This is a genomic window from Bacillus sp. EB106-02-03-XG38 (assembly GCF_058792175.1).
Genome location: NZ_JBYTED010000001.1, coordinates 952,546 through 965,885, shown reverse-complemented (window position 1 = coordinate 965,885; position 13,340 = coordinate 952,546). Strand labels below are relative to the sequence as shown.

Annotated in this window: 12 protein-coding genes and 2 pseudogenes; 11 read left to right on the top strand and 3 right to left on the bottom strand. The window is 35.2% G+C overall.

Annotated features, from left to right (window positions below):
- The first annotated feature begins 91 nt into the window (after nt 1-91).
- The 7 genes from AC3WTI_RS04990 to AC3WTI_RS04960 all read left to right on the top strand — a co-directional run bounded on the left by AC3WTI_RS04990 (nt 92) and on the right by AC3WTI_RS04960 (nt 7,751).
- A complete protein-coding gene (locus tag AC3WTI_RS04990) occupies nt 92-1,267 on the top strand; it encodes an NAD(P)/FAD-dependent oxidoreductase (protein WP_087956083.1) in 1,176 nt (391 codons plus the stop codon).
- A complete protein-coding gene (locus AC3WTI_RS04985) occupies nt 1,264-2,301 on the top strand; it encodes a proline racemase family protein (protein WP_087956084.1) in 1,038 nt (345 codons plus the stop codon). The genes AC3WTI_RS04990 and AC3WTI_RS04985 overlap by 4 nt, the downstream gene beginning before the upstream one ends.
- Entirely contained in the window at nt 2,298-3,239 is a 942-nt protein-coding gene (locus AC3WTI_RS04980; protein ID WP_097841128.1) for a proline racemase family protein, read from the top strand. Before AC3WTI_RS04985 ends, AC3WTI_RS04980 begins: the two co-directional genes overlap by 4 nt.
- Nucleotide 3,240: 1 nt before the next feature.
- Nucleotides 3,241-4,158: a 4-hydroxy-tetrahydrodipicolinate synthase gene (gene dapA / locus AC3WTI_RS04975; RefSeq protein ID WP_142306518.1), complete on the top strand. Its 918-nt coding sequence runs from the start codon at nt 3,241-3,243 to the stop codon at nt 4,156-4,158.
- 18 nt (nt 4,159-4,176) lie between these two features.
- A complete protein-coding gene (locus tag AC3WTI_RS04970) occupies nt 4,177-5,661 on the top strand; it encodes an aldehyde dehydrogenase family protein (protein WP_097841126.1) in 1,485 nt (494 codons plus the stop codon).
- A gap of 130 nt (nt 5,662-5,791) precedes the next feature.
- On the top strand, nt 5,792-7,282 hold the full coding sequence (locus AC3WTI_RS04965) for an alanine/glycine:cation symporter family protein (RefSeq protein ID WP_087956088.1): 1,491 nt from the start codon (nt 5,792-5,794) through the stop codon (nt 7,280-7,282).
- A 31-nt stretch (nt 7,283-7,313) separates the two neighbouring features.
- A complete protein-coding gene (locus AC3WTI_RS04960; RefSeq protein ID WP_179192013.1) occupies nt 7,314-7,751 on the top strand; it encodes a carboxymuconolactone decarboxylase in 438 nt (145 codons plus the stop codon).
- A 145-nt stretch (nt 7,752-7,896) separates the two neighbouring features.
- Here AC3WTI_RS04960 and AC3WTI_RS04955 read toward each other — a convergent pair.
- Together AC3WTI_RS04955 and AC3WTI_RS04950 are read right to left on the bottom strand one after the other, a co-directional pair.
- Nucleotides 7,897-8,193 (bottom strand): annotated as a pseudogene (locus tag AC3WTI_RS04955) (hypothetical protein).
- Between the two features lie 93 nt (nt 8,194-8,286).
- Nucleotides 8,287-8,694: pseudogene (locus tag AC3WTI_RS04950) on the bottom strand (HD domain-containing protein); the annotation flags it as partial.
- A 105-nt stretch (nt 8,695-8,799) separates the two neighbouring features.
- On the opposite strand from AC3WTI_RS04950, the gene AC3WTI_RS04945 reads away from it, so the two are divergent.
- The 4 genes from AC3WTI_RS04945 to AC3WTI_RS04930 all read left to right on the top strand — a co-directional run bounded on the left by AC3WTI_RS04945 (nt 8,800) and on the right by AC3WTI_RS04930 (nt 13,008).
- Nucleotides 8,800-9,303 carry a GNAT family N-acetyltransferase gene (locus AC3WTI_RS04945; RefSeq protein WP_097841124.1) on the top strand — a complete coding sequence of 168 codons (504 nt, stop codon included), beginning with the start codon at nt 8,800-8,802 and terminating at the stop codon, nt 9,301-9,303.
- Nucleotides 9,304-9,500: 197 nt separating this feature from the next.
- Nucleotides 9,501-10,166: a lytic polysaccharide monooxygenase gene (locus AC3WTI_RS04940; RefSeq protein ID WP_087956091.1), complete on the top strand. Its 666-nt coding sequence runs from the start codon at nt 9,501-9,503 to the stop codon at nt 10,164-10,166.
- Nucleotides 10,167-10,328: 162 nt separating this feature from the next.
- Entirely contained in the window at nt 10,329-11,258 is a 930-nt protein-coding gene (ppaC, locus tag AC3WTI_RS04935; protein WP_097841123.1) for a manganese-dependent inorganic pyrophosphatase, read from the top strand.
- 103 nt (nt 11,259-11,361) lie between these two features.
- Nucleotides 11,362-13,008 (top strand): M3 family oligoendopeptidase, encoded by a 1,647-nt coding sequence (locus AC3WTI_RS04930; protein WP_098903217.1) that lies wholly within the window; start codon nt 11,362-11,364, stop codon nt 13,006-13,008.
- An 18-nt stretch (nt 13,009-13,026) separates the two neighbouring features.
- On the opposite strand, the gene AC3WTI_RS04925 is transcribed toward AC3WTI_RS04930, so the two are convergent.
- Complete coding sequence (locus AC3WTI_RS04925) at nt 13,027-13,224, bottom strand: DUF4017 family protein (protein ID WP_087956093.1); 198 nt, start codon at nt 13,222-13,224, stop codon at nt 13,027-13,029.
- Nucleotides 13,225-13,340 lie beyond the last annotated feature (116 nt).

Sequence of the window (13,340 nt, the reverse complement as noted above, 5' to 3'; positions counted from 1 at the left end):
AAAATATTTTTTATAAAAAGTATATATGTAGAGTTGGCACGTCAATTGCATAAAAGAAAGTGAGGGATTAAAAAGAAGGGAGGGGTGCTACGTGAGGCACTGTGACGTTTTAATAATAGGCGGTGGTATTATAGGGTGTTCTATCGCTTATTACACATCAAAATATGGAAGAGACGTAACAATCATTGAAAAAGGAGAATTTGTCAGTGGGACGTCTTCACGGTGTGACGGAAATATTTTGGCTATTGATAAAGACCCAGGGTTTGATAGTCAAATGTCATTAGTAAGTCAAAAATTAGTAACTGATTTAAGTGAAGAGTTAGAGCACTCATTTGAATATAGGGCGCCAGGAAGTATTCTCGTATGTGAGTCGGATGAAGAGATGGAAGCAGCGCAGCAATGGGTAAATCGTCAAAAAGAAGCTGGATTACCATTTCGAATGCTTGATAGACAAGATATAAGAGAAGAATCACCATTTTTCGCGGACGATTTATTAGGCGGGTTAGAATGCGCAACTGATTCGACTGTAAATCCATATCTTCTCGCTTTTTCACTTCTTGCAGAATCGAAGAAATTTGGTACGAAAGCATTTAATCATACAGAAGTAAAAGAAATGAAAAGAGATATAGATGGTTCCTTTATTGTAGAAACGACAAATGGGACGTTTACTGCGAAGCAAGTAGTAAACGCAGCTGGTGTGTGGTCTCCAAAGATCGGACAAATGTTGGATGTAAATATACCAATTGAACCGAGAAAGGGACATATTATTGTAGCTTCAAGGCAACAACACGTTGGTTGTCGTAAAGTAATGGAATTTGGTTATTTAATTTCTAAATTTGGCGGAAAACGAAAAGTGGATGCTTTAACTGATAAATATGGGGTAGCTCTTGTATTTGAGCCGACAGAAAGCCAAAATTTTTTAATTGGTAGTAGTAGAGAGTTTGTAGGATTTCATACGAGGATAAATAACGAGGTTATTAAATGTATTGCGAACAGAGCAATTCGTTTTTATCCGAAAATGGCGGATATGATGGTGATTCGTTCATATGCTGGGTTACGCCCGTGGACAGAAGATCATTTGCCAATCATTTCACGTGTGGAACATATCCCGAACTACTTTATAGCAGCAGGGCATGAAGGGGACGGCATTAGTCTTGCCGCAGTTACTGGGAAAGTGATTGAAGAGTTATTAAATGAAAAAGAAACAATCATTCCTATTGAACCACTTCGTTTGAGTCGTTTTACAGAAAGGGTGTTAAACGGATGAGGTCACAAAGAGTCTTTACGACAATTGATACACATACGGGCGGGAATCCAACGAGAACATTGATTAGCGGACTGCCAAAGTTAATTGGAGAGACGATGGCAGAGAAGATGTTACATATGAAAAAGGAGTATGACTGGATTCGCAAATTGTTAATGAATGAACCGCGTGGTCATGATGTAATGTCAGGAGCATTATTAACAGATCCATGTCATCCTGAAGCAGATATTGGTGTTATTTACATAGAAACCGGTGGATATTTACCAATGTGTGGTCACGATACAATTGGTGTATGTACAGCTTTAATTGAATCAGGTTTAATACCGGTAGTTGAACCGATTACTTCGTTAAAGTTAGATACGCCAGCCGGCTTAGTTGAAGTGGATATCTTTGTTCGAGATGGAAAAGCGAAAGAAGTTTCTTTCTGTAACATACCAGCTTTTTTACTGAAATATATTACCGTACAAGTCGAAGGAATTGGAACTGTTAAAGCAGATATTGCGTATGGAGGAAATTTCTATGCCATTATTGATGCGAAGTCAGTAGGTTTAGAGTTAGTACCGGAACATGCATCTACAATTATCGATAAGGCAATTCATATTAGAAATATCATAAATGAGAAATTTGAAATCATTCATCCGCAGCATTCTTTTATTAGAGGATTAACTCATGTTGAATTTTATACAGATCCTACTCATGAAAGCGCTCATGTAAAAAATACAGTTGTCGTTCCGCCAGGAGGAATTGATCGTTCTCCATGTGGTACAGGAACATCAGCAAAGTTAGCTGTATTATACGCAAATCAAAAAATCGAGATGAATGAAGAGTTTATTCACGAAAGTATTGTTGGCTCTCTATTTAAAGGAAGCGTCATCAATACGACAAATGTTGAAAATATTGAAGCTGTCGTAACGAAAATTACAGGTTCAGCCTGGCTTATGGGTATGCATAGATTTTTTTACAATGAAAAGGATCCGCTGAAAGAAGGCTTTTTGCTAATTCCGCCGATGGAACATGAAACGGAGGATGTAAAATGAACATTCAAAAAATGTATACAGCAGTAGACGTACACGTAAATGGCGAGGCATTTCGTGTAATAAAAGATGTACCATGTAAGTGCTACTACAATTTAGAACAATTAAACGAACAATTTTCAGGTGAATTAGCAGATGAAATGCAGCTTTTATTAAATGAACCGCGTGGTTTTATCGGTTTAAATGGATGTATCGTCGTTCCTTCTATTCATTCGGAAGTCGATGCAGCAGTATTATTTTTTAATCATGAAGGATCAATTCCTCTCCACTACGGAGGTATTGTCGCAGTCATAACGATGTTACTAGAAAGCGGTTATTTAAAAAAGAGAGAGACGAATCAATACAAAATCGAAACGTTATCTGGCATATTCTCAGTCTATGCGTATGTAGAGAATGATGAAGTAGTATCTGTTTCGTTTGAAAGCAAATTATGTTATATGATTGAGAAAAATTTACAAGTTGGTAATTTAAGTTATTCTCTCATACAGGCAGATAAAGTATATGCAGTTGTAGAAAAAGGTGCGTATTCGCCAGAAATCCGTATTGAAAACATTTCTGAATTGAAAAAATGGGGAGAAGCTACACTACAAGCTATACAAAAACAATCACTTATAAAAAGACTTATTTTAGTAGATTCTTCGCAGAAAGAAAAAAACCATATAAAGTCGATTACATTTCATGAAGATAACTTCATCGTACGTTCGCCAGGATTTGTCTCTACTATTGTGTCTTTTGTTCATACATTATTTAAAAATGATTATATAGCGGATAAACCTTTTATAAATGAAAGTATATTTAATAGCTTTATAACTGTTGAAAAAGTGAAGAAGGAAGAAACGGGTTACATTTTCCGTTTTGAAAGTAGAGGGTTTATTACAGGGATGCAGACGTTTCTATTAGACCCTACAGATCCGTTTCCGACAGGATTTTTATTAAAATAAAATGGTAAAGGGAGAGATAAATATGAAAAAAATTAAAGGGGCATTTCCAGTATTAATCACACCGATGGATGAGTTACAAGAAATTAATTGGAACGGTGTAAAACAAAACGTAAACTATTTTATTGAGCAAAAAGTAGCTGGCATTATTATTAATGGAAGTACAGGGGAGTTTGTTAGTTTATCAAAAGAAGAACGATTTAAAATGGTAGAAACAGTATTAAAAGAAGTTGATGGACGTATTCCAGTTATTGTTGGAACTGCAGCAGAAACGACGAAAGAGACGATTGAATATACGAAACACGCAGAAGCGCACGGAGCGGATTGTGCATTAATTATTAACTCGTACTATTGTAAACCGAAAGAAGAGGAAATTTATTTTCATTTTAAAGAAATCTCAAACGCTGTAAATATACCAATTATGTTATACAATAATCCTTTTACATCTGGTGTTGATATGAGTACAGAGCTTATGCTACGTCTTGGAAAAGAATGTGAAAATGTTACACATATTAAAGAATCTAGCGGGGATATTCGAAGAGCTAGAGATTTAGTAAGACAAGGCGAAGGTGCTTTTCAAGTATTCTGTGGATCTGAAGATTTAGTTATGGAATCTTATTTAGTTGGTGCGACAGGATGGGTTTCAGTAGCAGGAAATATCGTACCGGGTCTTGTTACGAAAATGTATGAGCATTTCCAAAATGGTGAATTAGAAAAAGCTTGGGAAATTAACGATGCGATTTTACCACTTTGCGAGTTTCTTGAAGGATCAGGAAAATACGTACAAATCGTTAAACGCTCAATGGAATTACACGGGCAAGCCGGGGGACCTTCTCGTTATCCGAGACTTGGATTAACTGAAGAAGAAGATCAAAAACTTCAAACGATTATCTCAAAAATTGCAGCTCATGCAACTGTTTAATTAAGGAGGAGAGTCTATATGTTAACGACAAACATTGAACTGAGACCAAAAGTGAAAGCGTTTTTAAATGAAGAAATTAAAATGTTTATTAATGGTGAATTTGTTCCTTCTATTAGCGGAAAGACGTTTGAGACATACAATCCAGCAACAGAAGATGTTCTAGCTGTCGTATGCGAAGCACAAGACGAGGATATTGATGCAGCAGTAAAAGCGGCAAGATCTGCATTTGAATCAGGACCATGGGCAGAAATGAGTACTGCTGAAAGAGCACACCTTATTTATAAATTAGCAGACTTAATTGAAGAGCATGGAGAAGAATTAGCGCAGTTAGAAGCATTGGATAACGGGAAACCATATCAAGTAGCACTAGATGATGATATTGCTGCGACTGTAGAAAATTATCGCTATTATGCGGGATGGGCTACAAAAATTATCGGGCAAACAATTCCGATTTCAAAAGATTATTTAAATTACACACGCCATGAACCTGTTGGCGTTGTAGGTCAAATTATTCCTTGGAATTTTCCGCTTGTTATGTCTTCTTGGAAAATGGGAGCTGCACTCGCAACAGGTTGTACAATTGTATTAAAACCAGCAGAACAAACGCCTTTATCGTTATTATATACAGCAAAACTTTTTAAAGAAGCAGGTTTTCCAGATGGTGTAGTAAACTTTGTTCCAGGTTTTGGCCCTGTAGCAGGAGCTGCTATCGTTAACCATCATGATATAGATAAAGTAGCATTCACAGGTTCAACAGTTACAGGGAAATATATTATGCGTCAATCTGCAGAAACGATTAAACATGTAACGTTAGAACTTGGCGGTAAATCACCAAATATCATTTTAGAAGACGCTGATTTAGAAGAAGCGATTAACGGTGCATTCCAAGGCATTATGTATAATCACGGTCAAAATTGTAGTGCCGGATCTCGCGTGTTCGTTCACCGAAAACATTACGAAACAGTCGTAAATGAACTAGTAAAAATGGCGAATAACGTGAAACTTGGAGCCGGTATGGAGAAGGAAACGGAAATGGGGCCACTCGTATCTAAAAAGCAACAAGAGCGTGTGCTACATTACATTGAACAAGGGAAAGCTGAAGGCGCTACTGTTGCTGCTGGTGGTGAACGTGCATTTGAAAAAGGTTATTTTGTACAGCCAACCGTATTCACAAATGTTACTGATGACATGACAATTGTGAAAGAAGAAATTTTTGGGCCGGTTGTCGTTGTACTTCCATTTGATTCGACGGAAGAAGTAATTGAAAGAGCAAATCGTTCGTCATATGGACTTGCAGCGGGTGTATGGACACAAAATATTAAAACAGGACATCAAGTTGCCAATAAATTAAAGGCAGGAACAGTATGGATCAATGATTATAACTTAGAAAATGCAGCTGCACCATTTGGTGGGTTTAAACAATCTGGTATCGGTCGTGAGTTAGGTTCATATGCGCTTGATAACTATACAGAAGTGAAAAGTGTTTGGGTGAATATAAAGTAATAGAGAATCTAATTATTAATAAATAGAGTGATGAAATAATAAGAGATGCGGACAACTGGAAGATTTTATAATAGTTGTCCGTTTTCTTATATATAAAATAGCTTTCAAAAGAATGATAAGGGGGATTTGGATGGAGCAATTAGTAGAGTGGTTAGTAGGGCAAGTATGGAGTATTGGGTTAGTTGTTTTTGCGTTAGGGGCAGGCGTGTATTTCACAATCGTAACTCGTTTTCTACAAATTCGCTATTTTAAAGAGATGATTAAACTATTATTTGAAGGGAAGAGCTCGGAGACGGGAATATCATCCTTTCAAGCATTTTGTTTAGCCTTATCAGGTAGAGTTGGAATAGGTAATATCGCAGGGGTAGCAACAGCTATCGCTTTTGGCGGACCTGGAGCTGTATTTTGGATGTGGGTAATGGCCCTTTTAGGAGCAGCTAGTGCATTTGTTGAATCAACATTATCTCAAGTGTATAAAAGTAAAGTGGGAAATGAATATCGCGGTGGTACACCATATTTCATTGAAAAAGGCTTGAAAATGAAATGGTTTGCAGTTATTGTAGCAGTCGTTGTAACACTTTCATATGGCGTTTTATTACCAGGTATTCAATCTAGTAGCATCGCAGTTGGCTTTGAAAATTCTAATGGTATTAGCAAATATATAACGGGTATATTGTTAGTCGTATTATTAGCAGCTATCATTTTTGGCGGCGTAAAGAGAATAGCTGGCGTTTCGCAAATGCTTGTTCCATTTATGGCAATTGGTTATGTAATTGTTACATGTATCGTATTAATTGCAAATGTAACAGAAATTCCAAGTATGTTCGCTTTAATTTTCTCTAGTGCTTTTGGTGTAAATGAAATGTTTGGCGGAATCGTCGGTGCAGCAATCGCATGGGGAGTAAAACGTGCTGTCTTTTCAAATGTAGCTGGCGTTGGAGAAGCGACGTATAGCTCCGCTGCTGCTGAAGTATCCCATCCTGCAAAACAAGGCTTAGTTCAAGCGTTTTCTGTATATATCGATACAATTGTTGTATGTACAGCGACAGCTCTTATGATTTTAATAACAGGTATGTATAATGTTATACCTGAAGGAAAAAGCGCTATTGTAAAGAATATAGGGAATGTTGATGCAGGTCCAATCTATACACAACAAGCAGTTGAAACTGTTATGACAGGGTTTGGTCCGTTATTCATTTCAATCGCAATCTTCTTCTTCGCATTTACAACTTTACTCGCATACTACTATATCGCTGAAACGACACTTACTTATTTAGATCGTGAACTTAAACATAGCTGGTTAAAACCAGTTTTAAAAATTGGATTTTTAATTATGGTTTACATCGGTAGCGTTGAATCAGCTTCGCTTTTATGGAATCTTGGAGATTTAGGAATCGGTAGTATGGCATGGTTAAATTTAATCGCAATTCTACTACTAAGTAAAATTGCATTAAAAGTGTTAAAAGATTATGAAGCACAGAAAAAAGAAGGGAAAGATCCAGTATTTGATCCTAAAAATGTAGGGATTGAAGGTTTAACATTTTGGGAAGAAAGAAGTAAAGAGGTTCAAAGAAAAAACTCTAAAGAACAAGCGGTAGTGGATGATAGTCTGAAACTGTAGTTATAATAAACTGAATATTCATTCTTTTTAAGTGGAGTATATTGCCTTCTTTTCATCACATACTACAATAGGTACATATAATTGGAATGGAGGTAATAATAAGATGGAACACGAACAACATAGTTCAGTAAATGACGTTTTACATCATTATAAAGAAGGGATCGGTAGTTTTACAAACCAAATTCCTGAAATTGCTGAAACATATAATGCATTTACGCAAGCTTGTTTTCAAGAGGGTGCTTTAACAAAAAGGGAGAAACAACTTATCGCATTAGGAATTAGTCTAGCAACGCAAGATGAATATTGTACCGTTTATCATACAAAAGGTTGTCTTGATCAAGGATGCTCAGATAAAGAAATTCTGGAAGCATGTGGTGTATCAGCAGCATTTGCTGGCGGAGCTGCCATGAGTCAAGCAGTAACTTTAGTGCAAGAGTGTTTAACAGAACTGAAAAATCAAAAGCATTGAATATAAAAAACGTTTTAAACTTTATGTTTAAAACGTTTTTTTATGTGAAATTGAATTTAAGTATAAAAATTACCTGGTATGTAATGTATTAAAGTAAGAATTTTAAATTTAGTGGGAATGAGAAATAACAACTATTTATTTAGTTTTAAGTTTTCCGAAAAAGTTTCAATTGTTTCATATAATCAATAGCTTTTGTTTTGTTCTTTTGTTTACATGCATATTCGAGTTCATTCTTATCTCTATAATAACTATTCATCATGTCTTCTGTAACAATTCCATCGGAGATAGCTTTTTTAATTGCGCAATGTGGTTCATTTGTGTGGGAGCAGTTAGAAAATTTGTATCTCTGTCATATCGCCTCGATATCTTCATATCCAAGATCAAAGTTAACCTCTTGATTTATTAAGTCAAATCCTATTTTGCTAATGATTAATCCCTCCACTTTTTAATGAGTTCTTTAGAAGTAAGCATACAGATTTTATCGTTTTTTTAGTTGTATGTAATTTAACATTCCATATTTTTATAAATCGATTTAGTCGTAGTCACTATTTTCATTTAATATTTCAATTAATCGGCTTTTCATATAATCAGGAACAAGGGCCCACTCCGCTGCTATATCTAAATGTTCATTTTTGCACGGGAATGAATGTGTCACGCAAATAATCGCGTTTCCTATATACCCTAAATCATTCATATACATATAACCATCATAGGAATGAATAACAGATTTAGTAAAACCTTTATACCTTCCTATATCATGCAGGAGGGCAGCATTATATGCTATGTCAGCATTTAGGTCATACCCATTATTAATAAGTTCCACAACTATCTTTTCAGTTGCAAGGGCAACATTACATGAATGTTCTAACCATGGACCTGGGTTTTGTTCATATGCCCACTCGAGAAGTTCTCTTGCATATGTCCTATCTAATATATACTTCATATAAGTATCCTTTCTCTAAAAAATTGTACCTTAAATAATTTCATCTAAGTAACCTGTTATTCCTTTTTTAAAACTTGGTACAATGGAACAAAAGGGGGATTAGTAATGCAAAATGTAGTAATTGAAGAGATTAAGCAAATAAAAGATAATGTGGAGGAGCTTTCTAACCTTTTGAAAACAGTTGTAGATGATGGGGCTTCAATTGGTTTTTCACCTCCACTGGAGCAAAAAGAATCAGCGAAGTATTGGGAAACTGTTTTAGCACCAGAAATAATCTTGTATGTTGCTAAAATAAATAATGAAGTGGCAGGGAGTATTCAACTACATTTAGTTACAAAGCCTAATGGGATTCATAGAGCTGAAATTTGTAAGTTGATGACTCATCCAAACTTTAGACGTAATGGCATTGGACGTTTACTTATGCAAAAAGCAGAGGAACGAGCGAAGCAAGAAAACAGGACTCTTTTAGTGCTAGATACTAGAGAAGGAGATCCTTCGAATAAATTGTATAAATCATTAGATTATCAAGAAGTTGGAAAAATACCAGAATACGCAATTTCTCCAAATGGTAATTTAGATGCGACAGTTATTTATTATAAAGTTTTATAGCTATTATGCTCAAATTCAAATAACACCGTCAATATTTTTCTAGCTGTGCTATTTGAATTTGTTTAATGTACGAATAGAATTTGAGAAAGTTTTTAGAGGGTTCTTTTCACTATGCTCCTCGACTTATAATGAATGTAGAGAAGATGACTAGGCAACTATAGTTATTTTCGCTTTATTATGGGAAAGGGGATGACGGGATGAAAACGAAAGGTTTACAGAAGGTGAAGAAAGTTATATTAAGTGGTGGCATATTACTTACGGGATTGTTAACTTTCGGTTTTTCAGAAAAAGCTTCCGCTCATGGATATGTTGAATCACCAGCGAGCCGCTCTTATTTATGTAAGCAAGGGGTAAATGTAAATTGCGGTCCGATTCAATATGAACCGCAAAGTGTAGAAGGAATAGGTGGCTTCCCTCTATTAGGACCTTCTGATGGACAAATCGCAGGAGCTGGACATTTCCCTGCTTTAGATGTACAGACTGTAGATAGGTGGAAGAAAGTTACGTTAAACGGTGGGACGAATACATTTAAGTGGAAATTAACGGCTCCTCATAGTACGAAAGAGTGGAAATATTATATTACGAAGAAAGATTGGAATCCAAATAAGCCTTTAACGAGGTCTGATTTAGATTTAGTGCCTTTTTATGTAAAAAATGATGGAGGAGCTAGACCTGGAACTTCCGTAACACATGAAGCAAATGTACCTACTGATAGAAATGGGTATCACCTTATTTTAGCTGTGTGGGAAATTGCAGACACTGGGAATGCATTTTATCAAGTTATAGATGTTAACCTTGTAAATAACGGTTTAGCATCAAATTTTCCGCTAAATCATGTAGTGCAAGCTCCTAGCCTATTTTAAATAAAATATACATTTTGATCATCTAATTCATTTTAGATGATCTTTTTTTACGAAAAACGATGAAAAATATAGAAGAAAGTGCAATTATTTATAAAAAATTATACTTTAAATATTGTCATATTTGCTTCTTTAAGATATCCTTTTCATGAAGAGGTGGAAAACATGGAAAAAGTACTAGTTTTCGGGCATAAAAACCCAGATACAGATGCAATTTGTTCTGCAATTGCTTATGCAGAATTGAAAAAAGAATTAGGAATGAATGCTGAGCCTGTACGTTTAGGCGAAATCAGCGGTGAAACTCAATTTGCGTTAGCCTATTTTAAAGTAGAAGGACCGCGTTTTGTTGAGACAGTAGCAAGCGAAGTGGACAACGTTATTTTAGTTGATCATAACGAGCGTCAACAAAGTGCTAACGATATCGAATCTGTTCGTGTGTTAGAAGTTATTGACCATCACCGTATTGCTAACTTTGAAACAAGCGATCCTATTTACTACCGTTGTGAGCCAGTTGGTTGTACAGCTACAATCTTAAACAAAATGTACAAAGAAAACGGCGTTGCAATTCGTAAAGAAGTTGCAGGTTTAATGTTATCTGCAATCATTTCAGATTCTTTACTATTCAAGTCTCCAACTTGCACAGAGCAAGACGTAGCGGCAGCTCGTGAATTAGCAGAAATCGCTGGTGTAGATGCTGATAGCTACGGCTTAGAAATGTTAAAAGCTGGTGCTGACTTAAGCGGAAAAACAATGGAGCAATTAATCTCTCTTGACGCTAAAGAATTCCAAATGGGTAATGCGAAAGTTGAAATCGCACAAGTAAACGCTGTTGATACAAACGACGTTCTTGTACACCAAGCGGAACTTGAAAAAGTTATCTCTGCAGTAGTAGAAGAAAAAGGTTTAGACCTATTCTTATTCGTTGTAACTGATATCTTAACTAACGATTCTGTCGGTCTTGCGATCGGTAAAGCAGCAAACGTTGTTGAGAAAGCATACAACGTATCTCTAGAAAACAACACTTCTACTTTAAAAGGTGTTGTATCTCGTAAAAAACAAATCGTACCAGTATTAACAGAAGCATTCCAAGCTTAATATAATTGGGTATGGTTTAACAAAAAAGGACAAGTAGTCAGATTGGCTACTTGTCCTTTTTTATCTCCAAAAAAACAGAAAATTAAAAACGGGAGGATTGTGTATGCTTAATGATTTAGAAAGTAAATTACAGTCACTTTTAGTGCGCAATATTACATCTGTTTCAGAATTAGAGTGTTGGCTTTTGGAGGAATTGCGTGTAAACGCTGAAATAGAAGAGGAGATAACAAGTAGTCTAATCGCCATGTATAGAGATACAAATGACAGAAATATACGTGATTTACATATGTATAATCAAAATGCAATTCAACCACTTTTAAAAAGATACAATGCAAAATTTGACCAGAAATTTAGAGATTGTCCATTTTCAAATTTATTAGATGAGCAGAAATATGGATTTATGAAAAAGGCAAGAGTAGTAAAAAGTAAAATGTTTAATGAAAAGAACATTGCTCTTTCCATTAAAGAGCAAGAACTTATTACGAAATATAGAGAAATAATGTCTAACATATCTATTAATTGGGAAGGTGAGCAAAAGACGTATGCATATGTAAAAGCGAAGCTAGATAACCCCAATAGAGCTATTCGCGAAAAAGCTTGGTACGCTTTATGTGAAGCAAGAAGTGCAGTGAAAATAGAAATAGATTGTATTATGAATGAACTCGTACAATTGCGGAATGAGATAGCTTTACATGCAGGATGTAATAATTATAGTGAATATGCTTTTAAACAAAAAAATAGAGACTATAGTATTGAAGAGTGTTATAAACTTCATGAATCTATAGAAAAGTATGTTGTACCAATTTGGAAACAGTTAGGAAGTCTTTCTAAAAAGAATCTTGGTGTAAAAACGTATCGCCCTTGGGATCTTACACCTTGTAATTTACCAAAAGCCCCATTTCAAAATACCGTTGATTTATTGGATGGGGTGGAAGAAATGTTTCGGAAGACTGATTTATATTTTTATGAGAAATTTATTCATATAAGGAAAGCAGGATTCATTGACGTAGAAGAACGTGAAAATAAAGCGCCAGGAGCCGCTTGTTTTACCTTACCTCATAGTAAAGAGGTTTTTGTGTATTCTAATTTTAGCCCATCATTTTATGCAATTAATGCACTCATACATGAAGTAGGGCATGCCTTTCATTTTTATAAACAATTTAACAATGATAGTAGTATGCAAGAAAAATATCTTCGCGAAGAAGTGGCTGAGCTTTATTCCCTCGGTCTTGAGTTGCTAGTAATGGATAAGCTTAATATTTTTTATAAGCAAGAGGATGAATATAAAGAAGTACAGTGCGTACAATTATATCGTGCTTTCTCTCTGTTAATGTCGTCAATTGCAGGAGATGTATTTCAGCACTGGCTCTATACAAATCCAAATCATACATCGGAAGAACGTGATAAGAAATATGCTGAAATATGCAAAAGGTATCAATATTCATCAGTCAATATTACAGGATTAGAGAATGAAATCGGTGCAAGCTGGTTAGAGTCATTTCACTATGTTCAGTTTCCTTTTTATCAAATTGAATACTCCATTGCACAAATAGGAGCAATGCAATTGTTTCAAATTTATCGAGAAGACCCAGAAAAAGCGATTGCTTTCTTTAAAGAAGGTGCGAGTGCAGATTGGAATTTATCCATACAAGAAATATATGAAAAAACAGGTATCACGTTTGACTTTTCGGAAGAAAGGATAGAAAGTACTGCAATTGTAATTTTTGATCTAATTCATGAATTAAAATAAGGATAGCATTTGCTATCCTTATAACTGTTTGTTCATAGATTTTTTCTTGTTTATATAAAATGTAATAATAGCCGCAACGATGAAAATAGGTATGGCATACGCTTGCCCGACAAACAATTTCCAACCAATATGATTATAGCCTTTAGATGCTGGAGCAATCATAGCGATTATGCAAACAATAATATAGATTACTAGTGCAGGGGTTATATTTTTCATTTGTTCAACTCCTTTTCAGAAAATCATCACATGTATATTTGTATAATATATTATAGTTTGAGGAAATATATATCTGACATTTATGTAAAAAAAGGGTTGTTTTTAATTGGAATAGA